The 23,711-nt window shown below is 68.7% G+C and carries 26 protein-coding genes and 3 tRNA genes; 12 read left to right on the forward strand and 17 right to left on the reverse strand.

Annotation, left to right across the window (positions count from 1 at the left end):
* Positions 1–5 precede the first annotated feature (5 nt).
* From rplL to MTAB308_RS11980, 5 genes are all read right to left on the reverse strand, one after another.
* Complete coding sequence (rplL, locus tag MTAB308_RS11960; protein ID WP_068230652.1) at positions 6–401, reverse strand: 50S ribosomal protein L7/L12; 396 nt, start codon at positions 399–401, stop codon at positions 6–8.
* A gap of 34 nt (positions 402–435) precedes the next feature.
* Positions 436–1,071 (reverse strand): 50S ribosomal protein L10, encoded by a 636-nt coding sequence (gene rplJ / locus MTAB308_RS11965; protein ID WP_077099614.1) that lies wholly within the window; start codon positions 1,069–1,071, stop codon positions 436–438.
* A 244-nt stretch (positions 1,072–1,315) separates the two neighbouring features.
* A complete protein-coding gene (locus MTAB308_RS11970) occupies positions 1,316–2,230 on the reverse strand; it encodes an ROK family protein (protein WP_077099615.1) in 915 nt (304 codons plus the stop codon).
* Positions 2,230–2,847: a DUF7158 domain-containing protein gene (locus MTAB308_RS11975; protein ID WP_077099616.1), complete on the reverse strand. Its 618-nt coding sequence runs from the start codon at positions 2,845–2,847 to the stop codon at positions 2,230–2,232. The genes MTAB308_RS11970 and MTAB308_RS11975 overlap by 1 nt, the downstream gene beginning before the upstream one ends.
* A complete protein-coding gene (locus MTAB308_RS11980) occupies positions 2,844–7,019 on the reverse strand; it encodes a glycoside hydrolase family 38 N-terminal domain-containing protein (RefSeq protein ID WP_077099617.1) in 4,176 nt (1,391 codons plus the stop codon). The genes MTAB308_RS11975 and MTAB308_RS11980 overlap by 4 nt, the downstream gene beginning before the upstream one ends.
* Before the next feature lie 58 nt (positions 7,020–7,077).
* Between MTAB308_RS11980 and MTAB308_RS11985 the strand changes: the two genes are divergently transcribed.
* From MTAB308_RS11985 to MTAB308_RS12030, 10 genes are all read left to right on the forward strand, one after another.
* Positions 7,078–7,668, forward strand: a complete 591-nt coding sequence (locus MTAB308_RS11985) for a DinB family protein (protein WP_077099618.1) — start codon at positions 7,078–7,080, stop codon at positions 7,666–7,668.
* Positions 7,644–8,591 carry an alpha/beta fold hydrolase gene (locus tag MTAB308_RS11990; RefSeq protein ID WP_077099619.1) on the forward strand — a complete coding sequence of 316 codons (948 nt, stop codon included), beginning with the start codon at positions 7,644–7,646 and terminating at the stop codon, positions 8,589–8,591. The genes MTAB308_RS11985 and MTAB308_RS11990 overlap by 25 nt, the downstream gene beginning before the upstream one ends.
* 52 nt (positions 8,592–8,643) lie before the next feature.
* Positions 8,644–9,990, forward strand: a complete 1,347-nt coding sequence (locus MTAB308_RS11995) for an ABC1 kinase family protein (protein ID WP_077099620.1) — start codon at positions 8,644–8,646, stop codon at positions 9,988–9,990.
* A 10-nt stretch (positions 9,991–10,000) separates the two neighbouring features.
* On the forward strand, positions 10,001–10,918 hold the full coding sequence (locus tag MTAB308_RS12000) for an alpha/beta fold hydrolase (protein ID WP_077099621.1): 918 nt from the start codon (positions 10,001–10,003) through the stop codon (positions 10,916–10,918).
* Positions 10,919–11,009: 91 nt separating this feature from the next.
* Positions 11,010–11,870, forward strand: a complete 861-nt coding sequence (locus tag MTAB308_RS12005) for a cyclopropane mycolic acid synthase family methyltransferase (protein WP_077099622.1) — start codon at positions 11,010–11,012, stop codon at positions 11,868–11,870.
* Positions 11,871–11,878: 8 nt separating this feature from the next.
* Positions 11,879–12,742 carry a cyclopropane mycolic acid synthase MmaA2 gene (gene mmaA2 / locus MTAB308_RS12010; protein WP_077099623.1) on the forward strand — a complete coding sequence of 288 codons (864 nt, stop codon included), beginning with the start codon at positions 11,879–11,881 and terminating at the stop codon, positions 12,740–12,742.
* A gap of 144 nt (positions 12,743–12,886) precedes the next feature.
* Positions 12,887–13,768, forward strand: coding sequence for a cyclopropane mycolic acid synthase family methyltransferase (locus MTAB308_RS12015; RefSeq protein ID WP_077100149.1), 882 nt, complete (start codon positions 12,887–12,889; stop codon positions 13,766–13,768).
* A gap of 87 nt (positions 13,769–13,855) precedes the next feature.
* The gene (gene mmaA4, locus MTAB308_RS12020; protein ID WP_077099624.1) at positions 13,856–14,749 is read left to right on the forward strand and encodes a hydroxymycolate synthase MmaA4; all 894 of its coding nucleotides are present in this window, start codon (positions 13,856–13,858) and stop codon (positions 14,747–14,749) included.
* Positions 14,750–14,830: 81 nt separating this feature from the next.
* Positions 14,831–15,529 carry a YciI family protein gene (locus MTAB308_RS12025; protein WP_077100150.1) on the forward strand — a complete coding sequence of 233 codons (699 nt, stop codon included), beginning with the start codon at positions 14,831–14,833 and terminating at the stop codon, positions 15,527–15,529.
* A 3-nt stretch (positions 15,530–15,532) separates the two neighbouring features.
* Positions 15,533–16,750: an RNA polymerase sigma factor gene (locus MTAB308_RS12030; protein ID WP_077099625.1), complete on the forward strand. Its 1,218-nt coding sequence runs from the start codon at positions 15,533–15,535 to the stop codon at positions 16,748–16,750.
* Between the two features lie 73 nt (positions 16,751–16,823).
* Here MTAB308_RS12030 and rplA read toward each other — a convergent pair whose 3' ends face one another.
* The 12 genes from rplA to MTAB308_RS12090 all read right to left on the reverse strand — a co-directional run bounded on the left by rplA (position 16,824) and on the right by MTAB308_RS12090 (position 21,938).
* A complete protein-coding gene (rplA, locus tag MTAB308_RS12035; RefSeq protein ID WP_066907207.1) occupies positions 16,824–17,531 on the reverse strand; it encodes a 50S ribosomal protein L1 in 708 nt (235 codons plus the stop codon).
* Between the two features lie 68 nt (positions 17,532–17,599).
* Positions 17,600–18,028: a 50S ribosomal protein L11 gene (gene rplK / locus MTAB308_RS12040; RefSeq protein ID WP_066907205.1), complete on the reverse strand. Its 429-nt coding sequence runs from the start codon at positions 18,026–18,028 to the stop codon at positions 17,600–17,602.
* Positions 18,029–18,051: 23 nt separating this feature from the next.
* A complete protein-coding gene (gene nusG, locus MTAB308_RS12045; protein WP_077099626.1) occupies positions 18,052–18,858 on the reverse strand; it encodes a transcription termination/antitermination protein NusG in 807 nt (268 codons plus the stop codon).
* A 31-nt stretch (positions 18,859–18,889) separates the two neighbouring features.
* Positions 18,890–19,360 (reverse strand): preprotein translocase subunit SecE, encoded by a 471-nt coding sequence (secE, locus tag MTAB308_RS12050; protein WP_077099627.1) that lies wholly within the window; start codon positions 19,358–19,360, stop codon positions 18,890–18,892.
* A gap of 201 nt (positions 19,361–19,561) precedes the next feature.
* A tRNA-Trp gene (locus tag MTAB308_RS12055) sits at positions 19,562–19,634 on the reverse strand.
* A 144-nt stretch (positions 19,635–19,778) separates the two neighbouring features.
* The gene (hadC, locus tag MTAB308_RS12060; RefSeq protein ID WP_077099628.1) at positions 19,779–20,279 is read right to left on the reverse strand and encodes a (3R)-hydroxyacyl-ACP dehydratase subunit HadC; all 501 of its coding nucleotides are present in this window, start codon (positions 20,277–20,279) and stop codon (positions 19,779–19,781) included.
* Between the two features lie 3 nt (positions 20,280–20,282).
* Entirely contained in the window at positions 20,283–20,711 is a 429-nt protein-coding gene (gene hadB, locus MTAB308_RS12065; protein ID WP_077099629.1) for a (3R)-hydroxyacyl-ACP dehydratase subunit HadB, read from the reverse strand.
* The gene (gene hadA, locus MTAB308_RS12070) at positions 20,698–21,177 is read right to left on the reverse strand and encodes a (3R)-hydroxyacyl-ACP dehydratase subunit HadA (RefSeq protein ID WP_077099630.1); all 480 of its coding nucleotides are present in this window, start codon (positions 21,175–21,177) and stop codon (positions 20,698–20,700) included. Before hadA ends, hadB begins: the two co-directional genes overlap by 14 nt.
* A gap of 49 nt (positions 21,178–21,226) precedes the next feature.
* Positions 21,227–21,394: a 50S ribosomal protein L33 gene (rpmG, locus tag MTAB308_RS12075; protein WP_066907182.1), complete on the reverse strand. Its 168-nt coding sequence runs from the start codon at positions 21,392–21,394 to the stop codon at positions 21,227–21,229.
* Positions 21,395–21,437: 43 nt separating this feature from the next.
* Positions 21,438–21,511, reverse strand: a tRNA-Met gene (locus MTAB308_RS12080).
* 52 nt (positions 21,512–21,563) lie between these two features.
* Positions 21,564–21,636, reverse strand: a tRNA-Thr gene (locus tag MTAB308_RS12085).
* 98 nt (positions 21,637–21,734) lie between these two features.
* The gene (locus tag MTAB308_RS12090; protein WP_077099631.1) at positions 21,735–21,938 is read right to left on the reverse strand and encodes a type II toxin-antitoxin system VapB family antitoxin; all 204 of its coding nucleotides are present in this window, start codon (positions 21,936–21,938) and stop codon (positions 21,735–21,737) included.
* 117 nt (positions 21,939–22,055) lie between these two features.
* Here MTAB308_RS12090 and MTAB308_RS12095 point away from each other — a divergent pair, with 117 nt between their 5' ends.
* Together MTAB308_RS12095 and MTAB308_RS12100 are read left to right on the forward strand one after the other, a co-directional pair.
* On the forward strand, positions 22,056–22,769 hold the full coding sequence (locus MTAB308_RS12095) for an MBL fold metallo-hydrolase (RefSeq protein ID WP_077099632.1): 714 nt from the start codon (positions 22,056–22,058) through the stop codon (positions 22,767–22,769).
* A 99-nt stretch (positions 22,770–22,868) separates the two neighbouring features.
* Positions 22,869–23,702, forward strand: a complete 834-nt coding sequence (locus tag MTAB308_RS12100; protein ID WP_077099633.1) for a hypothetical protein — start codon at positions 22,869–22,871, stop codon at positions 23,700–23,702.
* Positions 23,703–23,711 lie beyond the last annotated feature (9 nt).

Raw genomic sequence — 23,711 nt, forward strand, 5'->3', positions numbered from 1 at the left:
TAGTGCTACTTGACGGTGACGGTGGCGCCGGCGGCCTCGAGCTTGGCCTTGGCGTCGTCGGCCGCCTCCTTGGCAACCTTCTCCAGCAGCGGCTTGGGCGCGCCGTCGACCAGGTCCTTGGCCTCCTTGAGGCCCAGGCCGGAGACGATCTCGCGGACCACCTTGATGACGCCGATCTTCTTGTCACCGGCGGCCTCGAGAATGACGTCGAACTCCGACTGCTCCTCGGCGGCCTCGGCGGGCGCGCCACCGGCGGCCGGACCACCGGCGGCGGCGACGGCGACCGGCGCGGCCGCGGTGACCTCGAAGGTCTCCTCGAACTTCTTGACGAAGTCCGAGAGCTCCAACAGGGTCATTTCCTTGAAAGCGTCGAGCAGGTCGTCGGCAGTCATCTTTGCCATGGGTATTGGGTCCTTCCTGGTTTCGGGTTGGGGGTTATTCGGCTGAAGCCGGTGTCTGCGACGATTCCGTCGTTTCAGCCGGTGCCTCGGGGGTTTCTTCGGCGGGTGCCACCGGTGCTTCTGCGACCGGAGCGGCGGGCTCCGGCGCCGAAGCCTCGGCGGGCTTCTTCTCCTGCAGGGCGGCCAAGAGGCGGGCCATCTGCGAGGTCGGGGCGGCGAACAGGCCGGCCGCCTTGGCGAGGTTGCCCTTCATCGCGCCGGCCAGCTTGGCCAGCAGCACCTCGCGGGACTCCAGGTCCGCGATGCGCTCGACCTCGGAGACCGTCAGCGGGTGGCCATCCATGTAGCCGCCCTTGATGACCAGGGCCTTGTTGTCCTTGGCGAAGGTCTTGATGGCCTTGGCGGCGTCGACCGGCTCGCCGCTGACGAACGCGATGGCCGTCGGGCCGGCGAACAGCTCGTCGAGACCCTCGATGCCGGCGTCGGCGGCCGCCCGCTTGATCAGGGTGTTCTTGGCCACCGTGTAGGTGGCCGATCCCGCCAGCGACCGGCGCAGCTCGGCGAGGTTCGCCACCGTCAGACCTCGGTACTCGGTGATCAGGGTGGCCGTCGAGTCCTTGAACTGCTCCGCGATGTCTGCGACGGCGGTGGCCTTGTCAGCCCTGGCCATGCATACCTCCTGTCAGTGAAAGTCTTCCGCGATTCACCGGAGGAACGCCTAAGAACGAAGTACGCCCCGGCGCAGGAAGCGGCCGGGGCGTGAAAACGCGCCGGCGTGCGCCGGCGTGCGCCTCGTCCTCCTGCGTGGGCCGCCGGGATGTTCCCGGACCTTCAACCGATTGCTCGGTGACCGACGGTCTTCGGTGGATCGCCACCACAATAGCGTGACCCGCCGCGGGCAGCCAAAACGCGGCCTAGCCGAGACCCGCCAGCCGGGCCGCGCCGACCAGGCCGGCCTCGCCACCCAGCGCGGCGGGAACCACCCGCAGCGTGGCCAGGAAGTCCAGCCCGGCGTAATCGGCCAGCGCGGCGCGCAACGGGTCGAAGAGCACGCCGCCGGACTTGGCGACGCCGCCGCCGATGACGACGAGGTCGAGGTCGCACACCGCCCCGACCGACGCGATCATCGCCGCCAGCGCGGTGGCGCCGCGGCGAAAAGCCCGCACCGCCGGCGCGTCCCCGGCCGCCGCCGCGGCGGCCAGTTCCCGGGCGCCGGCGCCCGCCGGTGCCGACCAGCCGTTGTCGCGCGCCCAGCGCACCATCCACGGTCCGGACGCGACGGTCTCGACGCAGCCGCGCCCCCCGCACGCGCAGGGCCGGCCGTCCTGCTCGACCACCACGTGGCCGACGTGGCCGGCGTTGCCGGTGCGCCCGGTATACGGGACGCCGCCGAGGATCAATCCCCCGCCCACGCCGGTGGACACCACCATGCCGAGCATGAAGCGCGCGCCGCGGCCCGCGCCGAGCCAATGCTCACCCAGCGCCATGCAGACGCCGTCGCCGCCGAGCCGGACCGGCACGCCCGGCACCTCGGCCGCGACCCGGTCGCGCAGCGGGAAGCCGCGCCAGGACCGGATGTTGACGGGGCTGACGCTCCCGCCGGGCAGGTCGATCGGGCCGGCCGAAGCGATGCCCACCGCCGTGACGGGGCCGTCGGCGACGCGCACGGCGTCGGCGATGGTCGCGGCGACCGCGGCCCAGACCCCCTCCGCGTCGCCGCCGGCGGGGGTGGGCCGGATGGCGGTGTGGACCAGCCCACCGCCGGGATCGGCCAGGCCGGCGGCGATCTTGGTGCCGCCGATGTCGAGGCAGAGCGTGAGCGCGGCCATCAGTGGCGATGGGTGTTGTCGGGCTGGCGCGGGTCGCCCGGGTGTTCGTAGCCGGGCGCGAGCCGCACCAGCGCGGCCCGGCGCGCGTCCAGCCACACCCGGAAGCCGCGCCGCCGCGCGGCGCCCCGCAGGTGGTCGGCGATCGCCGGGCGCACCTGGGCCAGCGGCGGGCCGGTGCGCGGGGGCGCCCGCCAGCCGTCGGGGCCGGGGCGCGGCGCGGCGAAGCGCAGCGGGTTGCGGGCGTGGTAGTCCGCCACGTCGTCGTCGCCGATCCGCACCGCGGCGGTGACGTCGGCGAACAGCGCCCGCGCCCGCGGATCCGCCAGCACCGCGGCGGCCACGCTGCCGATCTCCAGCCGGGCGGTCGTATCGGGCAGCAGCTCGGCCTGGGCCGGCGCGTCCCGCGCGGTCAGGCCGCGCGCGGCCGCCTCGACGGCGACCACGCGCTCGGTCACGATCACCTGGGTGAGCCAGCGCCGCAGCTGCCGGCCCTCGGCGGTGCCGGCGGCCGGCAGCGCCGCCGCGCGCCGTCCGCGCCGCAGCCGCGCCTCGGCCGCGTCGACCTCGTCGACGGACACCGGGTAACCGGCCACGCTCGCCACCAGCCCCTCGCTCATGTCACGGTCACCCGGACCGCAGGCGTATAGACCAGCCGGCCCGCGCAGCCGACCCGGACCAGGGCCCACCACTGGCCGGGGTCCTGCCACGGCGGCGGCGCCAGGTCGAAGCCGAGCTCGACCGTGCCGCAGGCGGGCAGCGCCGCGCCGAGCGCGCCGGGGCCGATCCACTCCCAGGTGCCCCACGGGCTGATCAGGTGCGCCTCGAGCGCCAGCTCGGCACGGGCGTGGGTGCCCACCCTCACGGCCAGCCGGGCCGTCCCACCCGCCGCGACCTCGACGTCGGCCGGACCGTCGACGAGGTAGAGCAACTCGGAGCTACCGCACGCGCCGACCTCCACCGCGCACACGTCCTCGACCACCTGGCACCAGGCCGCCGGGACGCCGTCGCCCGCGAGGCGGAGCTGGGCGCGGACCGGGTACAGCCCGGGCCGCGCCCCCGCCGGGATCGACACCACCACCTCGGCCTCGCGGTGATCGCCGGCGCACAGGCCAAATGGCAGCTCGGCCGGTGCGGCCGACCAGCCGTCGGGACACACCACCGTCACCGCGCCGTCCAGCGCGGCATCGCTGCAATCGCTGACCACGCTGAGCCGCAACGCCACCTCGCCACCCGGCGCGGCCGGCACCCGCTGCGGGTGCAGGTGCGCGACGGCGGGCAGCCCCCCGAGCGGCGCGGGACCGCGGTTGTGCAGCCAGTAACGCGCGTATAGCGGCTGCGCGGCCTCGGCGTCCGGGGCCAGCCGCGCGGACCCCGCCAAAACCCCTGACGTGGAGGGCATTTCGAGGCGGGCCAGCACGGTGGCGACCTGATAGCCGTGCAGGTCGATCGACCCCGCGCGCCCGTGCGGCCGTTCCAGCAGGTCGGCGAACCGCAGCCCGCGCACCGCGCCGAGCCCGGACCCGATGGCGACGCGGGCGCGGTTTCCGGTGGTTTCCACCAACCGCAGCGCCACCGTGGCGGGGTCGACGGGCCGGGCGCTGCCGGCGGTCAGTGGGTTGCCGGCCGCCTTGAGCGCCGTCAGCTGCGCCGCGCCGGCGGGCTCGACGTGCAGCAGCGACCCGGAGCTGGCCAGCTCGCCGCGCCGACCCGCCGGGGCCACGGCGAGCAGCGGGTGACCGAATTGGGCTGCGCGGGTTGGGATCTCGGCCTCGCGCCAGTCGCCGTCGCCGGCGATGAGCGCGTAGTCGAAGGCGTGGGTCCAGTGCTGGAGTTGAAAGTTGGATCCGTCGGGCGCGGTGCGGCGCGGCTCGTCGATCCAGGTGCCCGACGGCCAGCCGGTGCAGGAGCGCATCAAGGCGGTGTGCAGGGTGCCGTCGGGTTCGACGGCGAAGCTGGGCACCCCGCGGTTGAGCAGCGCGACGGTGCGGGATTCGAAGCGGCCCATGCCCGACGGCGCCCGCTGCTGGACCACGATCTCGGCGTCCGCCAGCTCCTCGATCACCGACCCGATCGCCGCGGTCAGGCCGTGCTGGTCGCGGCCGTCGATCACCAGGACCGGCAGCGCCCGCGGCGCCCGCAGGTCCGCGTCGGGCACCCACGCGGCCTCCAACGGGGCCTCGGCCGGCACCCAGACGCGGGCCCGGCCGGTCTCCGCCAGCTGGCGCTCGAGTTCGGCGGTGTACTCCGGATCCGCTTGCGCCAGAACGGCTTTGGCAAAGGAGTTGCGGGCCGGCCCGCCGAGCGCGATCCGGACGTCGGGCAGGTTGGAGTCGACGCCGAGGCAGCCGTAGCGCGGCTTGTCGGCGCCGCTGCAGGTGGCCGTGACGCCGGCGCGGACCAGGGCGACCATCAGCTCGCGCGCCAACGGCCCCGACGCCGCGTCGGCCGGCGTCACCACCTCGGCCACCGACACGGCCCGCGCTGTGTTATCCGCGGCGCCACCGGCGCAAACCCGGACCGCCGACGACAGGCCGAACCAGCCATACGCCGGGTTGTCCAGCGTCCACGGGTGTTGTGCGGTGTCCACGGAGCGGGACCCGTCGTGCAGCAGCGCGAAGCCCCGCCCGACGACGGCGTCGCCGACCTCGCTGACCGGCATGGCGCCCGGCACCGGGCACGGCCAGCGCAGCCGCAACAGCCGGTCCTCCCCGGTGAATTCGTCGATGGCGGTCCGGCAGTCCAGCCGCGCCACCCCGTGCCACAGGGTCAGCGTCTGGGTGTAGCGCAGCAGGCCGCCGAGGCGCCCGTGCACGACCAGCCGCTGACCGAGCGGACCGCGATAGGCCCGCACCCGCGCCGGCGATTCCGACGAGCAGAGCACCGGCCCGCTGGGCAGCAGGTGCCACGGCCCCTCCCCCTGCTGCGGGTGCGACGGGTATTCCTCGTAGAGCGCGAGCTCGTTGCCCACCCGGCCGTCGGCGATCAGCTGCCGGTCGTCGCGCACCAGGGACGCGACTCCCCCGCCGCGTCGCGGGTCGGCCTCCAGCCGGTAGTGCTCGTTGGCGATCGCCGCGCCGGGCATCGGTTCCCAGCCGCTCGCCGCCGCAGCCTCGGCGGCCGGGACCAGCCGGTAGGCCCGCCAGCCCAGCGAGGGCACGTCGGGCGCCAGCCAGGTGACCGAGCGCCCGTCGTGCTCGACGTGCGCGGGCAGCTCGGTGCCGTCGGGATCGAGCACCCGCACCCCGGCGCCCGGCGGCGCGTCGAGGCGGGCGGTCACGATATCGGTGCGCCGGTGCGCCAGCGGATTCCACACGACCACGTCGCCCCCGATCGCGCCGGACAGCAGCGCCAGCGACGTGTCGCGGGCGGCGCGGCCCAGCTCCCACGCGTCGCGCCAGCCGGTCAGCAGGTCCAGGTAGACCTGGTCGGACTCCGAGCCGGTGATGGCGTCGTGGTGCGCGCCGTAGGCCAGCTGCACCCACGCCTTGGCGAGGGCGGCCTGCGGGTACTCGGCGCCGGTCAGCAGCGCGGCGAACACGGCGAAACGCTCGGCCTGCAGCACGGCGTTCTCGGCGGCCCGGTTGGCCTGCTTGGTGTCGATGTACGACACGTCCTTGCCGGTGTAGATCGGGTTCATGTCGCGGGTCTGCGGCGACGGCTCGCGACCGCGCTGCGCCAGTTCCGCGCGCACTGCAGCGAAAAACTCCCGCGGCAGCGCGCACACGAAGCGCGGCCAGGTGTACCGCGCGCCCCAGTCGCGGTGGATCGCGGTCACCCATTGGTTCGGCGGCGTGTAATCGGTCCCGACGGGCAGCAGCACGTTGCGGGTCAGGGCCACCTTCTTGAGCCGTTGGAAGAGCGCATAGGTGGCGCCCTCGGCCTCGGCGAGCGACGCCGAGGAGTCCATCCCCCAGCCCGCCCCGTAGTGCGCGGGCATGTAGTGGGTGAGCAGGCCGCGGCCCGACGGCGCGATCCACTCGAACTCGCTGCAGAACTGCATGCGGTCCACGTCGCCGCCCGGACCCCACTGGTGGTGCGGGCCGCGGGCCCACGAGCTCGACGTCAGGCCCGCGTCGGCGGCGAACCCCGGGAATTGCGGGTCGTGGCCGAACACGTCCAGCTGCCACGCGGTGGCCGGGTCGGCACCGAGCACGTGGCGCTGAAAGCCGTTGCCGTGCACCAGGTTTCGGATGGTCGTCTCCGGGCCGGTGAGGTTGGTGTTCGGTTCGTTGTAGGTGCCGCCCATCACCTCGACGCGGCCCTCGGCGAGGAACCGGCGCAGGTCGGCGCGGTCCTCGGGGTGGGTGTCCCAGTACGGCTTGAGGTAGTCGACCTCCGCCAGCACGAACTTGTATTCGGGCTCGCGGCGGGCCAGCTCCAGGTGGGCGTGGACCAGTTCGAAGGCGTTGGTCTGGCGCCCGGGCGGGTCCTCGGCCCACTCGCTGGTGTAGGCGCCCTGGGTGTTCCACCAGACCGGGTCGTAGTGGAAGTGACTGACCATGAACATGGTCCACCCGGGCTCGGCGATGGTGAACTCGAATTCGGTGGTGGCGCCACCGGCGTGCACCCGCGCCGCCCGGCGCTGCCCGACGGCCGGGCCGACGACCGTGACCGGCACCTCGACGGCACCCGCTCCGGGCTGGGCCGTCGCCGCGCCGCTCAGGCCGTCGCCGTCGATGCGGATCGAGGTCGGCGCGACGCAGCCCGTCAGGCCGACGCGCGCGAGCTGCAGCGGCGCGTCCGGCGGCCCGGCGAAAAGCTCGGTCGAGTCCGCCGAAATCACCTGCATCCCCGCACCTTACGGCGCGAGGCGCCGCGGTGGAGGCATCTGGACCTAGGATCTGGTCATGCCCGCCCTCGCCCCGCCCGTCGCCGACGAGCGCCACGCCCTGCGTGAATTCATGGCGTTCCACCAAAGCGCATATTTCGCCGTCTCTTACGGCCTCACCGACGAACAGGCCCGGTCGACGCCGTCGGTCAGCGCGCTGTCGGTCGGCGGGCTGATCAAGCACGCCACCGCCATGCAACGCAACTGGATGGCACGCGTCGCGGCCGCGCCGGACCTGCCCCCCAAGGACCCCCGGCCCTTCGACGAGATCGCCAAGGAGTTCGGCGACCAACACGTGATGCGGCCCGGCGAGACGTTGGCCGGCCTGCTGAAAGCCTTCGAGACCCAAAACGCCGAATCGCTGCGCTTGGTCGACACCGCCGACCTCGACGCCGCGGTGCCCGTTCCGCAGGACATCCCCTGGTTCCCCAAGAACCAGAAGGCCTGGTCGGTGCGCTGGGTCATCCTGCACGTCATCAACGAGCTGGCCCGCCACGCCGGACACGCCGACATCGTCCGGGAAACCATCGACGGCGCCACCATGTACGAGTTGATCGCCGCGCTGGAGAACTGGCAGATCGAAGGATGGGTCCAGCCCTGGAAGAAATAGCGCAGATCCGCAGCGGGATCGCGCGCCGCGAGACCCCGCACGGCCCCGTCGAGCTCTACTACGAGGACCTCGGCGACCCGGCCGCGCCGCCCGCGCTGCTCATCATGGGGCTGGGCGCCCAGCTGCCCATGTGGCCCGACGGGTTCTGCGCGCGCCTCGTCGACGCCGGGTACCGCGTCATCCGGTTCGACCACCGCGACACCGGGCTGTCGGCCAAGATGCACGGGCTGCGGGCCCGGGGCCCGGTGTATCGGCGGGTCGGGCGCTATCTGCTGGGCAGGCCCAGTCGCGTGCCCTACACCCTGGTCGACATGACCGGGGACGTGGTGGCGTTGCTGGACCGCCTGGGCATCGACCGGGCCCACGTGGTCGGCGCGTCGCTGGGCGGCATGATCGCGCAGATCCTGGCCGCCACCGCGCCGCACCGGGTGGCGTCGCTGGGCGTGATCATGTCGACCACCGGCAAGCCGTTCTCCGCGCTGCCGGCCTGGCGCGTCATCAGGCTGGCGTTCGATCCGCCGGCTTCCGACGCCTCCGCCGAGGAGAAACTGGACTTCGAGGTGCGCAACGTCGCGGTGTTCAACGGCCCGAATTTCCTGCCGCCCGACGACGAGCTGCGGGCGCGGGTGCGCCGGCTCGCGGACCGGTGCAGCTACCCGCCGGGCATGCTGCGCCAGTTCGACGCGGTGCTGGGCACCGGCAGCCTGCTCGGGTACGCCAAGGCGATCACCGCCCCGACCGTGGTGCTGCACGGTTCGGCCGACCCGATGGTCCGCCCGCGCAACGGGCGCGCCGTCGCCGCCGCCATCCCCGGCGCGCGATTCGTCGTGGTGGACGGGATGGGACACGATCTTCCGGAACCCGTCTGGCGGCCGATCGTCGAGACCCTCACCGAGCACTTCGCGCTCGCCCGGGCCCGGTGAGCGCGCTCACGGCAATTGGGACTTGACAGCCCCGATTTGGCAGACTGCTGGGATGACTACTACCAAACACCGCGAGGTGGCCAAGCTCGACCGGGTGCCGCTGCCGGTCGAAGCGGCCCGGGTAGCAGCCACCGGTTGGCAGGTCACCCGCGCCGCCGCCCGCATCATCAGCAAGCTGCCCGGCAAGGGGCCGTGGCAGCAGAAGGCGATCAAGGAGCTCCCGAACACGTTCGCCGACCTGGGCCCGACCTACGTGAAGTTCGGGCAGATCATCGCGTCCAGCCCCGGCGCGTTCGGCGAATCGCTGTCCCGCGAATTCCGCGGGCTGCTCGACCGGGTGCCGCCCGCCGACCCCAAAGAGGTGCACAAGCTCCTCGTCGAGGACCTCGGCGGCGACCCCGCCGACCTGTTCGCCGAGTGGGACGAGACGCCCTTCGCTTCGGCGTCCATCGCGCAGGTGCACTACGCCACCCTGCACACCGGCGAGGAGGTCGTCGTCAAGATCCAGCGTCCCGGCATCCGGCGCCGGGTCGCCGCCGACCTGCAGATCCTCAAGCGCTTCGCCCAGGCCGTCGAGCTGGCCAAGCTGGGCCGCCGCCTGTCGGCGCAGGACGTGGTCGCCGACTTCTCCGACAACCTGGCCGAGGAGCTGGACTTCCGCCTCGAGGCGCAGTCGATGGACGCGTGGGTCTCGCACCTGCACGCGTCCCCGCTCGGCAAGAACATCCGGGTGCCGCAGGTGCACTGGGACTTCACCTCCGAGCGCGTGCTGACCATGGAGCGGGTGCACGGCATCCGCATCGATGACGTCAAGGCCATCCGCCAGGCCGGCTTCGACGGCACCGAGCTGGTCAAGGCGCTGCTGTTCTCGCTGTTCGAGGGCGGGCTGCGGCACGGGCTGTTCCACGGCGACCTGCACGCCGGCAACCTCTACGTCGACGACGCGGGGCGCATCGTCTTCTTCGACTTCGGCATCATGGGCCGCATCGACCCGCGCACCCGCTGGCTGCTGCGCGAGCTGGTGTACGCGCTGCTGGTCAAGAAGGACCACGCCTCGGCCGGCAAGATCGTGGTCCTGATGGGCGCCGTCGGCACCATGAAGCCCGAGGCGCAGGCCGCCAAGGACCTGGAGCGCTTCGCCACCCCGCTGACCATGCAGACGCTCGGCGACATGTCCTACGCGGACATCGGGCGCCAGCTGTCGGCGCTCGCCGACGCCTACGACGTCAAGCTGCCCCGCGAGCTGGTGCTGATCGGCAAGCAGTTCCTCTATGTCGAGCGGTACATGAAGCTGCTGGCGCCGAAGTGGCAGATGATGTCCGACCCGCAGCTGACGGGGTACTTCGCCAACTTCATGGTCGAGGTCAGCCGCGAGCATCAGAGCGACGTGGAGGTCTAGGGGCGGCCCGATGGAAATCCGCACCGGCTTTGCCAACTCGAGAGCCATATCGGGCGAGGTGAAGCTGTATTACGAGGACATGGGCGAGGTAGGGCACCCGCCCGTCCTGCTGATCATGGGGCTGGGCGCCCAGCTGCTGCTGTGGCGGACGGCGTTCTGCGAGAAGCTCGTCGCCCAGGGCCTGCGCGTCATCCGCTACGACAATCGCGATGTCGGCCTGTCCAGCAAGACGCCGAGGGCGGGCGCCGGCCAACCCCTGATCCCGCGGCTGCTCCGGTTCTGGTTCGGGCTGCGCAGCGAGGCGGCCTACGCGCTGGAAGACCTGGCCGACGACGCCGCGGCCGTGCTGGATCAGCTGGGCATCGAGCGCGCCCACATCGTCGGGGCATCGATGGGCGGCATGATCGCGCAGGTCTTCGCGGCCCGATTCGCCGAGCGGACCAAGAGCCTGGCGGTCATCTTCTCCAGCAACAATCGCCCGTTCCTGCCGCCCCCCGCCCCGCGGGCCCTGCTGGCGGTCCTCAAAGGCCCGCCGCCCGGTTCTCCCCGCGAGGCGATCGTCGACAACGTGGTGCGCGTCACCAGGATCACCGGCAGCCCGCGCTACCAGCCGCCGGAGGAGCAGGTCCGGGCCGAGGCGATCGAGGGTTACGAACGCAGCTACTATCCCTGGGGTGTCGCGCGGCACTTCAGCGCGATCATGGCCAGCGGCAGCCTGCTCGGCTACAACCGGCGGACTGTCGCACCGACCGTCGTGCTGCACGGCCGGGCCGACAAACTGATGCGTCCATCGGGCGGACGCGCGGTCGCACGCGCCATCGACGGCGCTCGACTATTCTTGTTCGACGGCATGGGCCACGACCTGCCTCAGCAACTATGGGACCGGTTGATCAGCGTGCTGACTAGCAACTTCGCCGAGGCCAGCTGAGGGCAGCGTCGGACGGCTTTCGGCACTGTCCAGTGAATTTCACGGACACCATTACTGCGTTGTACGGTTGGCGTTGGGAGGATCTCGAACAATGGCGGAACTGAAACCGTATTACGAAGAGTCGCAGTCGACATACGACATCTCCGACGACTTCTTCGGCTTGTTCCTGGACCCCAACATGGTCTACACGTGCGCCTACTTCGAGCGCGACGACATGACGCTGGAAGAGGCACAACTCGCCAAGGTGGATCTGGCGCTGGACAAGCTGAACCTCCAACCGGGAATGACGGTGCTCGACGTCGGCTGCGGATGGGGCGGGGCGCTGGTGCGCGCCGTCGAGCAGTACGACGTCAACGTCATCGGAATCACCCTGAGCCGCAACCACTATGAGCGCAGCAAGGCCAGGCTTGCCGCGATCCCGACCACTCGGCAGGCCGAGGCTCGGCTGCAGGGCTGGGAAGAATTCGACGAGAAGGTGGATCGCATCGTCACCTTCGAGGCGTTCGACGCCTTCAAAAAGGAGCGCTGGCCCCTCTTCTTCGAACGCGCCTACGACATACTGCCCGCCGACGGCCGGATGCTCTTGCACAGCATATTCACCTATCCGCAGACGTACTGGCGGGACCACGGCATCACGGTGACGATGAGTGATCTGCGGTTCTTTCGCTTTCTCGGAACGGAAATCTTCCCCGGCGGCTCGATGTGCGGCGAAGCCGATATCGTCGACAATTCGAAGGCGGCCGGGTTCTCGCTCGAGAAGGTCCAATACCTGCAGCAGCATTACGTCCGCACTCTGGACATGTGGGCGGCCAACCTGCAGGCCAATCGCGACCGCGCCATCGCCATCCAATCCGAAGAGGTCTACGACCGCTACATGCGCTATCTGACCGGCTGCGCGAACCTCTTCCGGAAGGGCATCTCCAACGTCGCCCAGTACACCCTCACCAAGTGAGGTGATCCATGGCCAAGGACCTGACGCCGCACTTCGAGGACGTGCAAGCGCACTACGACCTGTCCGACGACTTCTTCCGGTTGTTCCTGGACCCCACGCAGACCTACAGCTGCGCCTACTTCGAGCGCGACGACATGACGCTGGAAGAGGCGCAGCTCGCCAAGATCGACCTGGCGCTGGGCAAGTTGGGCTTGCGGCCCGGCATGACGCTGCTCGACGTCGGCTGCGGCTGGGGTGCCACGATGCGGCGGGCGGTTGAAACCTACGACGTCAACGTCGTCGGCCTGACGCTGTCGAAGAACCAGGCCGCCCACGTGCAGAAGGCGTTCGACGAGATGGAAAGCCCGCGCGGCAAGCGGGTGCTGCTGGCCGGCTGGGAAGAGTTCGACGAGCCCGTCGACCGCATCGTCTCGATCGGCGCGTTCGAGCACTTCGGCCACGATCGCTATGACGACTTCTTCGCGCTGGCCCACCGAATACTGCCCGCTGACGGCGTGATGCTGCTGCACACGATCACCGGGCTGACGGGACCGCAGTGCATCGAGCGGGGCATCCCGCTGACATTCGAGATGGCCCGCTTCATCAAGTTCATCGTCACCGAGATCTTCCCGGGCGGCCGGTTGCCGTCGATCGAGATGGTGCAGGAACGTTCGGCGAACGCGGGTTTCAGACTGAGCCGCCGGCAGTCGCTGCAGCCGCACTACGCCCGGACCCTTGACCTGTGGGCGGAGGCCCTGCAGGCGCACCGGGACGAGGCCATCGCGATCCAATCCGACGAGGTCTACGAGCGGTACATGAAGTACCTGACCGGCTGCGCGAACGCGTTCCGGACCGGCTATATCGACGTCAATCAGTTCACCCTGGAGAAATAGCCGTGGTGCGCGTCACACTGGGAAAACGAACCGATCGAGAAACCCTGGGGCGCGCGAGTTCAAACACGGGGGATGGGGCCGGCGCGGTGTAGGGTGCCGGGCAACGGCATCGAGCCAAGGTGCTGTCCCAGCGGGGAGGACATGATGCTCGAGAACCGGGTGGGGGCCACGCTCAAGCGGTCCAACCTCGACAATGTCCAGGCGCACTACGACCTGTCGAACGAATTCTTCGCGTTGTTCGTGGACCCGACGCGCACCTACAGCTGCGCGTACTTCCCGCACGAGGGCATGACGTTGCACGAGGCGCAGCTCGCCAAGCTCGACCTGTCGCTGGACAAGCTGGGGCTGCGGCCGGGGATGACCTTGCTCGACGTGGGCTGCGGGTGGGGCTCGATGATGAGGCGCGCCGTCGAGCGCTACGACGTGAATGTCGTCGGGCTGACCCTGTCGAAGAATCAGCACGCCTACTGCCAGCAGGTGCTCGACGGGATCGACAGCGACCGCTCGCGGCGGGTGCTGCTGCGCGACTGGGCCGAGTTCGACGAGCAGGTGGACCGCATCATCGTCATCGAGGCTTTGGAGCACTTCGGTTTTCACCGCTACGACGATTTCTTCAAATTCACCTACAACGCCCTGCCTGACGACGGCGTCATGATGCTGCACTCGATCACCGGGCTGCACGTCAGCCAGGTGCTGGAGCGCGGCCTCCCGATGACGATGGAGCTGGCGAAATTCATGAGGTTCATCGTCACCGACATCTTCCCCGGCGGCCGGCTGCCGACCATCGAGACCGTCGAGGAGCAGTCGGCGAAGGTCGGTTTCAAGGTGACCCGCCGCCAGTCGCTGCAGCAGGACTTCGCCAAGACCCTGGACTTCTGGGTCGAGGCCCTCGAGGCGCGCAGGGACCAGGCCGTCGCCATCCAGTCCGAAGAGATCTACGAGATGTACATGAAGTACCTGACCGGTTGCGCGAAGGTGTTCCGCACGGGTTACGTCGACTGCAACCAGTTCACGCTGGAGAAATGACCTTCGGTATCGTTGCGCGTCAGATGACGCCACTGCGCATACCTGCGTGACCGGCGGTGAACCTCATTCCAGGAGATCAAGGCGAGAATGGCTGAGCAACCGACCGGCCCGACCAAGACGCGGACCCGCTCCGAAGACATCCAGGCCCACTACGACGTCTCGGACGACTTCTTCGCCCTGTTCCAGGACCCGACTCGCATCTACAGCTGCGCCTACTTCGAGCCGCCGGACATCACGCTCGAGGAAGCCCAGATCGCCAAGGTCGACCTGAACCTCGACAAACTGGATCTCAAGCCTGGGATGACGCTGCTGGACATCGGCTGCGGCTGGGGCTCCACCATGAAGCGCGCCGTCGAGCGCTACGACGTCAACGTCATCGGGTTGACCCTGTCCAAAAACCAGTACGCCCGCTGTGAGCAGGTCCTGGGCGAGCTCGCCACCAACCGCTGCCGTGAGGTGCGCCTGCAGGGCTGGGAGGATTTCAACGAGCCCGTCGACCGGATCGTGTCGATCGAGGCCTTCGAGCACTTCGGCCACGAGAACTACGACGACTTCTTCAAGCGGTGTTTCGACATCATGCCCGACGACGGCCGGATGACCATTCAGAGCAGCGTCAGCTATCACCCTTACAACATGGCCGCCCGCGGCAAGAAACTGACCTTCGAGACGGTCCGCTTCATCAAGTTCATCATCACCGAAATCTTCCCGGGGGGTCGCCTGCCGTCCACCGAGATGATGATCGAACACGGCGAGAAGGCGGGTTTTGTCGTGCCCGAACCGCTTTCGCTGCGGCCGCACTACATCAAGACGCTGCACATCTGGGGCGACACCCTGCAGTCCAACAAGGAGAAGGCCATCGAGGTCACCTCCGAAGAGGTCTACGAGCGGTACATGAAATACCTGCGGGGCTGCGAGCACTACTTCGCCGACGAGATGCTCGACTGCAGCCTGGTGACCTACCTCAAGCCCGGCGCCGTCTAACCGTCGGATCGGGGCTGCGCCGTTCGTCGAGTAGGTAGAGAGTGGAACACAGGGTTTCGCTCACAACCGGAGGTGACGAACATGCAGTACTTCGCGCTGTTGATCAGTCAAGAGCAAGACCGCACGCCCGATGACGCCGCCGCCGCGATGGCGGAATGGGAGAGGTTCCACGCCAAGGCCGGCTCCGCGATCAAATCCGGAGATGCGCTGGCTCCAGCCGCCGCCGCGGTGGTCATCACCGGCGGCCCGGACGCGCCGATGGTCACCGACGGGCCCTTCGCCGAGTCCGCCGAGGTGGCCTGCGGCTACTACGTGTTCGAAGCGGAAAACCTCGACGAGGCGCTGGCACTGGCCCGCGACGTCCCGCTTGCCGCGTTCGGGGCCGTGGAAGTGTGGCCCACCGTCCACTCGGTCGAGCTGTCCCGCAAGCTCACCGGTGACGACTGGCTCGCGCTGCTGCTGGAACCGGCCGACTCCGCACACACACCCGGCACACCGGAGTGGGAGGCGGTGGCGGCGAAGCACGCTGATCTCCGCGCAGCCGCGGGCGACCACATCATCGGCGGTGCTGCGTTGCACGACAGGTCCACGGCGACGACGGTGCGGGTGCGCAACGGCGAGGTGCTGATCACCGACGGGCCCTACGTCGAGGGCGCCGAAATTGCCACGGGGATCTACCTGCTCAGCGCCGCCGACCGCGACGAGGCCGTCAAGATCGCATCGATGATCCCCGCCTCGACGGTGCAGGTGCGGCAACTGGCAGGGGTCTCGGCCCGGTAGCGCATGACCAACCTGGACGGCGTCTTCCGCAGGGAATGGGGACCCGCCGTCGCCGCGCTCGCGCGATGGTCGGGTGACCTCACGATCGCGGAGGACGCCGTCCAGGAAGCCTGCGCCGAGGCGCTGCGCGCCTGGCCGCGCGACGGGGTGCCGGACAGCCCCGGCGGTTGGCTGGTCACCGTGGCGCGCAACCGCGCCCGCGATCGGCTGCGCCGCGAATCGGTGCGTCCCGGGAAGGAATTGGCGGCGGTGATGGACGACATTGTGGCGCGCACCGACGGCACCGACCCGCATCCGGTTCGCGACGACGAGCTGCGGATGATGTTCACCTGCGCGCACCCTGCGCTGGACCGGCAGTCGCAACTGGCGCTCACGCTGCGGTTGGTGTCGGGGCTGACCGTCGGCGAGATCGCCCGCGCGTTGCTGCAGAGCGAGGCGGCCATCGGTCAGCGAATCACGCGCGCCAAGAACAAGGTTCGGCACGCGAACATCCCGCTGCGGGTGCCGCCCGCGGAGTTGCTCGCCGAGCGCACGCCGCACGTGCTCGGTTGCATCTATTCGGTGTTCACCGAGGGGTATTGGTCGACGGCAGGCCCGTCGGCGATACGGGACGAACTGTGCGACGAGGGGGTCCGGTTGGCCGGGGAGTTGTGCTCGCTGATGCCGCAGGAGCGGGAGGCGCACGCGTTGGCCGCCCTTGTGCTGCTGCACGATTCGCGACGAGCGACCCGGGTCGACGCCGCCGGGGCGCTGGTGCCCCTCGACGAGCAGGACCGTCGCCGGTGGGACCGCGGGCGCATTGCCCGCGGGCTGGACCGATTGCGGCAGGCCCAGGGATCGACGGGCCCGTACCTGCCGCAGGCGGTGATCGCCGCACTGCACGCGACGGCGCAGTCCTGGGAGCAGACGGACTGGGTCAGCATCTGCGCGGCCTACGACCGGCTGCTGCAGATCACCGACTCGCCGGTGGTGCGCGCCAACCGCGCGCTTGCGGTCGGTTTCCGCGACGGGCCCGAAGCCGGTCTGGCCGCCCTGGACCGGGCCGCGGATGACCCGCGGCTGGGCCATTCGAATCTCGTCGCGACGGTGCGCGCCGATCTGCTCCGGCGCGCCGGGCGGTACGCCGAAGCCGCGCGATGGTACCGAACGGCGTTGCAGGGCAACGGCTCCGAGCCGGGCCGCGACTTCTTGCGGCGGCGCATCGCCGAGTGCGGCGGATGACGCAACGGCCGAGCGTCGACTTGTTGCGGCGATTACCCGGGATCACCAAAAGTCGACGTTCGACGTTCGACGCTCAGGCCTCGGCGAAGTTGCGGGTGACGGCCGGGTCCACCGGGATGCCGGGGCCCGTGGTCGTCGACACGGTGATCTTCTTCAGGTAGCGGCCCTTCGACGACGACGGCTTGAGCCGCAGCACCTCGTCGATCGCGGCGCCATAGTTCTCCGCCAGGCTCTTCTCGTCGAACGACGCCTTGCCAATGACGAAGTGCAGGTTGGCCTGCTTGTCCACGCGGAAGTTGATCTTGCCGCCCTTGATGTCGGACACGGCCTTGGCGACGTCGGGGGTGACGGTGCCGGTCTTGGGGTTCGGCATCAGGCCGCGCGGGCCCAGGATGCGGGCGATGCGACCGACCTTGGCCATCTGGTCGGGGGTGGCGATCGCCGCATCGAAGTCCAGGAACCCGCCCTGGATCTTCTCGATCAGGTCGTCGCTGCCGACGATGTCGGCGCCGGCGGCCTGCGCCTGCTCGGCCTTGTCACCCACGGCGAACACCGCGACCCGGGCCGTCTTACCGGTGCCGTGCGGCAGGTTGACCGTGCCGCGGACCATCTGGTCGGCCTTCCGCGGGTCGACGCCGAGCCGGATCGCCACCTCGACGGTCGCGTCCTGCTTGGACGACGACGTCTCCTTGGCGAGCTTGGCCGCCTGCAGCGGGGTGTACAGGTTGCTGCGGTCCACCTTCTCGGCGGCCGCGCGGTATACCTTGCTGTTCTTGCTCATTGATTCATCCAATCCGATGTTGGGTCGTGGTTGGCGGGCCGAAGCTGGCCCTCCCACGGCTTGACTTGCTACTCGACGGTGATGCCCATCGACCGGGCGGTCCCGGCGATGATCTTGGCGGCGGCGTCGATGTCGTTGGCGTTGAGGTCGGCCTTCTTGGTCTCGGCGATCTCCTTGACCTGATCCCAGCTGACCTTGGCGACCTTGGTCTTGTGCGGCTCCGCCGAGCCCTTGCCGACGCCGGCCGCCTTGAGGAGCAGCTTGGCGGCGGGCGGCGTCTTGAGCGCGAAGGTGAAGCTGCGGTCCTCGTAGACCGTGATCTCCACCGGGATGACGTTGCCACGCTGGTTCTCCGTGGCGGCGTTGTACGCCTTGCAGAACTCCATGATGTTGACGCCGTGCTGGCCGAGCGCCGGCCCAACCGGCGGGGCGGGGTTGGCCTGCCCGGCCTGGATCTGGAGCTTGATCAGCCCAACGACTTTCTTCTTCGGGGCCATGAGATGTTGCGGTTCCTTCCTTGCTAAATCTTGGAGACTTGGCTAAACGTCAGCTCGACGGGCGTTTCGCGGCCGAAGATCGACACCAGCACCTTGAGCTTCTGCTGTTCGGCGTTGACCTCGTTGATGGTGGCCGGCAACGTCGCGAACGGCCCATCCATGACGGTGACCGATTCGCCGACCTCGTAATCGACCTCGATGACGGGACGTTCCAGGCCGCCCGCCTCGGCGACGGCAGCGGTGCTGGCCGCGCCCTTCGCGGCCTTCTTCGCCGCGCCCCGCGGCAGCAGGAACTTCACCACGTCGTCGAGCGCCAGGGCCGAGGGGCGGGAGGTCGCGCCGACGAACCCGGTGACTCCCGGGGTGTTGCGCACCGCGGCCCACGAGTCGTCGGTGAGGTCCATGCGCACCAGGATGTAGCCGGGCAGCACCTTGCGGTTGACCTGCTTGCGCTGGCCGTTCTTGATCTCGGTGACCTCTTCGGTGGGCACCTCGACCTGGAAGATGTAGTCGCCGACGTCCAGGTTCTGCACGCGCGTTTCCAGGTTGGCTTTCACCTTGTTCTCGTATCCCGCGTACGAGTGGATGACGTACCAGTCCCCGGGCTTGCTGCGCAGCTCCGCCTTGAGCGCGGCGGCGGGGTCGACCTCCTCGGCCGGCTCGGCCGGTTCCGCCTGCTCAGGGTTCTCGTTGGCCTCTGCGGTCTCGGCGGAGGCTTCAGTGGCTTCGGTCGCGTCAGTGGCCTCAGTGTTCTCTGGGGTCTCTGGGGTCTCGGCGACCTGCACGTCGACCGCGTCACCCGCAGACGTGTCGCCGTCGAAGGTAGTCACGGTTTTCAGTCCTCTCTGTCAATCTCAGGGCTCAGCCGAACACCAGCAGCACGAGCTTGGCCAGGCCGAAATCCGCCAGGCCGACCAGCGCCACCATGAAGGCGAGAAACGCCAACACCACCGAGGTGTAGGTGAGCATTTGCTTGCGGTTCGGCCAGATCACCTTCCGCATCTCCGCAACGACCTGCTTGAGGTAGTTGTAGACGAACACGAACGGATTGGCCGAACGGTCGCCGGGCCTCCGCGGCTGCTTCGAGGCCTTCGCCTTCTTGGCCGTCCGGCGCTTCTTGGCCTTGTCTTCCTTGGAGTCCTCGACTTCGTCCGTCGACACGTCGACGTCGTCGGCGTCGGTCGCGCGCTGCCGCGACCGCTTGCCGGTCGGCCGTTGCGGCCGCGCCGCAGCCTTGGTCACCAGGGCCGTCCGACCGCCGCTGTCGCGGCTCTCCTCGGTGTCGCCGCCGTCGCGTGCGGCGTCGTTGGCAGCGTCGCCCTCGTCGCTCACCGCATGCTCCTTTGTTTGCTATATCCCGCGGGCCGTCCCACGTGATGGGGCACCTTGTTCCAGTGTCCACCATGGCACGGCCTCGCCGTCATGTCCGACTCCTCCTCAGGCCGTTCCGGCCTGCATCGTCGTCGGACGGCCGTCATGTCCGACTCCTCCTCAGGCCGTTCCGGCCTGCATCGTGGTCGGACCGGCCGTCAGCAGGGGCGACAGGACTTGAACCTGCAACCTGCGGTTTTGGAGACCGCTGCTCTGCCAGTTGAGCTACGCCCCTTCGCGGTTGGCAGGCCAACCTGCGCTTACCTGCCGGGGCTTACATGACACGCGCGCTCCCCGAATGCTCGAATCCCGGAAAGCGCGCTGATGCTGGGAAAACCCCGAGGTCCGAGTGTACATCGGTGCGGGAGCCAGATACTAATTACGCGGTTCTGACGACCTGTCCGGTTTCCTTGTCCCATCTGAGCTGGATGGAATCGTCACCCTCGTGGCCCATCAGGGTGGTGTAGGCCTCCAACAAGACCTCGCCACGCTCGTTGGTGCAGGTGTTCTTGGTGACGACGATGTCGGCGCCAAAACGCTCGTTCACAGATTCGATGTCCATACGGCCGAAGAGCTTGTCGCCGACCAGCACCGGTTTGATGTAGTGAAACTGCTGGTCGACCTGGACGATCTGCATGGTTTCCATGCCCACGTCGACATTTCGGAAGAAATCGTCCTGGATGATCTTCGCGAAGATCGACACGAACGTTAGCGGCGCAATGAGGCTGTCGTAGCCCAATTCGGCGGCGGCTAACTCGTCGAAGCAGGCCGGATCGTCGCACTTGATCGCCCGCGCGAAGGCGCGAACCTGCTCGCGGCCAACCTCGAAGTAGTCCGGGTACTTCCAGCTCATCCCGCGGACGTCGGTTTTGAGCGCCATCAGCTACGCCAGCTTGGCCGAGGCGATGGCCCGACCGAAGATCTTCTTGCCGCCGGTGGTCGCCGTAAGAGCGATCGTCACCGACTTGCTCTCCGGGTCGACCGACTTCACCCGGCCGCTGAACACCAGCTCCGCGCCCTTGCCGTCGTTGGGCACCGGCACCACGGCGGTGAATCGCACGTTGTACTCGGTCACAGCGCCCGGGTCGCCGACCCACGAGGTGACGTAGCCGCCGCCCAGCCCCATGGTCAGCATGCCGTGGGCGATCGCGGTGTCCAGCCCGACGATCTTGGCGATCTCGTCGTCCCAGTGGATCGGGTTCAAGTCGCCGGAGACCCCCGCGTAGTTCACCAGATCCTGACGGGTCAGGGGGTAGACCTTCTCCGGCAGCCTGTCTCCCACCTTGACCGAACTGAACTCACGCAGTGGCATCTGAAAATCCCTTTCCGCCATCCTCACCGGCACGGCCCGCCAGGGTCGTGTAGGTCTCCTGCACGACGTCACCGGCCTCGTCGGTGATGATGTTCTTCGTCACGATGATCTGGGTGCCGTGCGACTCGCGCATCGAATCCAGCCACACGTCGCAGTACAGCTTGTCTCCCGCGACGATCGGCTTGGTGAACTTCAGCACCTGGTCGACCTGGACGATCTTCGCGTCCTCCACGGCGATGTTGGCGTGCTTGAAGAACGCCGACTGCGCCCGGTAACCGAACACGCAGATGAACGTCAGCGGGGCCGGCAGGCCCTTGTAGCCCAGCTCGGCCGCGGCGTCCTCCTCGAAAAACCAGGTGTCGTCGTTTTGCACCGCCACCGCGTATTCGCGGATCTTCTCCCGCTCCACCTCGTAATGATCGGGATAGCGGTAGTGCATCCCGACGATATTCGCGCTCAACGACACGGCTGTAGAACCTACCTAGTCACTCTCAATAGACGCTGACCGACGGCGCCTAGCGTGTCTCGCGGTGTGGCTGGTGCTTGCCGCAGTTCGGGCAGAACTTCTTCAGCTCCATCCGGTCGGGGTCGTTGCGGCGGTTCTTCTTGGTGATGTAGTTACGGTGCTTGCACACCTCACATGCCAAGGTGATCTTTGGCCGCACGTCGGTACTGGAAGCCATGTCCGTTCTCTCTGCTCTGTAGAAAAGTCACAATGTTCTGTTGTAGCGATGGCCGGACTCGAACCGGCGACCTAACGATTATGAGTCGTTCGCTCTAACCGACTGAGCTACATCGCCTCTGGGCCACCCCGTTGAGGGTATTCCGCCGCTGCCAGCTCGGCATCCGCCGAGCCCCCTAACGGAATCGAACCGTTGACCTTTTCCTTACCATGGAAACGCTCTACCGACTGAGCTAAGGGGGCCGTTCACCCAAGCGGCAGTCGTGCCGCGGGCCTAAAAGAGGTTACAGCCTGGCGCGCAACGTCACCAAACCACGGACCGGTGCGGGGCGGCTCCTCGGCTAGCTTCCGTCGTGGCGCAGTTGCCACGCGCTGAGATCGCTGAACTCGTCGTACTCGTCGTCTTGCTCATCCCCCGGGTCCGACTCACCGAGCAACGTGCGCAACGCGAGATGGACGGCCTCGCGCGTATCAGCCAGATGGAACCGACGAATCGCCTCTTGGACCAGATCGTCGTCGATTTCGATCTCGACCCTCTTCTTCATGCGCCAACAATACCCATTAGGCAGGGGCTCAATCGCCGGCGACGAGCGCGTGCCGGCAAAGCCTCTTCGACGGGTAGCCCCCAGCGACGAGCCTCCGGCAAGCCCTAGTCTGGTCGGGTGTCAGAGGACCGGCTGTACTTCCGTCAACTCCTATCTGGTCGCGATTTCGCCGCGGGCGACATGTTCGCGACGCAGATGCGCAACTTCGCCTACCTGATCGGGGACCGGCAGACCGGGGACTGCCTGGTGGTCGACCCCGCCTACGCCGCCGGCGATCTGCTCGACGCGCTCGAGAGCGACGGCATGCACCTGTCCGGGGTCCTGGTGACCCACCACCACCCCGACCACGTGGGCGGTTCGATGATGGGCTTCCAGCTCAAGGGCCTGGCCGAGCTGCTGGAGCGGGCACCCGTTCCCGTGCACGTGAACACGCATGAGGCCCTTTGGGTTTCGCGGGTCACCGGGATCGGCCTCGGGGACCTCACCGCGCACGAGGGCCACGACAAGGTCAGCGTCGGGGACATCGAGATCGAGCTGCTGCACACCCCGGGGCACACGCCCGGCAGCCAGTGCTTCCTGCTCGGGGACCGCCTGGTCGCCGGTGACACGCTGTTTCTCGACGGCTGCGGACGCACCGACTTTCCCGGCGGCGACTCCGATGAGATGTATCGCAGCCTGCAGCGGCTCGCCACCCTGCCGGGTGACCCGACGGTGTTTCCCGGGCACTGGTATTCGGCCGAGCCCAGCGCGTCGTTGTCGGAGGTCAAGCGCTCGAACTACGTGTACCGCGCGGCAAATCTCGATCAGTGGCGAATGTTGATGGGCGGCTGAGCCGGCCATTGCGGATTGAGTGCGCCGATCGGTTCCCGGATCGGCACTGCCCGCCGGACGCCTTTACTATCGGTCCAGCGAAAGAAAGGGTGGGTCGAAATGGGGTGGATCCAGGGCGCCTGGCAGGGGGTCACCCGGGTGGGGTCCGGCACCTGGTTGGCGTGGGCGGCATGGGCGGCGATTTTGCTGGGTGTCGTCGCGCTGGTCTTCATCAGCCGGCAGCTCAAACTCAACCGCCGGTTGGCCGCCGAGCGGACGCGGCCCCAGGTGGCGATGTTCATGGAACCCCATCCCGCCGACTGGCACGTGATCGAACTCGTCGTCCGGAATTTCGGTCAGACGGCCGCGTATGACATCCGGTTCGCCTTTCCCAGCCCTCTGACCGTGGCCGAATACGAAAACGCCGCCGACGGCTATGCCGACGTCGTCGAGCTGCAGCTGCCCCGCGAATTGCCGGTGCTCGCGCCCGGCCAGGAATGGCGCATGGTGTGGGATTCGGCGCTCGACCGCGCCGAGATCGGAACGGGCATCGCGTCGCGCTTCGCCGGCTCGGTGATCTATTACGACCGGCCCGACAAGCCGCGCGGCTGGCGGTTCTGGGAGGCCGAGCGGCCGATGCTGCAGACCAGCGTGGTGCTGGACTGGGACGCGCTGCCGCCGGTTCAGCGCATCGAGTTGATGACCACCCACGACCTGGCGAAGCGGGAAAAGCAGAAGCTCGAGCTGCTGCGTGGGCTGCTGACCTACTTCCACTACGCGAGCAAGGAAACGCGTCCCGACGTGTTCCGCAGCGAGATCGAACGCATCAACGGCGCGGTGCAGGAGACGCAGGAGCGCTGGCGCACGCGACTGCTCGACCAGCCCACCGACGTCAGCCTGCGCTGGGGCAACGCGGAAGCCGATCTGGCCAAGCACCGCAGCCAGCACGTCTGACCCAGGTCT

It is taken from the genome of Mycobacterium terramassiliense (assembly GCF_900157385.1).
GTDB classification, from domain to species: domain Bacteria; phylum Actinomycetota; class Actinomycetes; order Mycobacteriales; family Mycobacteriaceae; genus Mycobacterium; species Mycobacterium terramassiliense.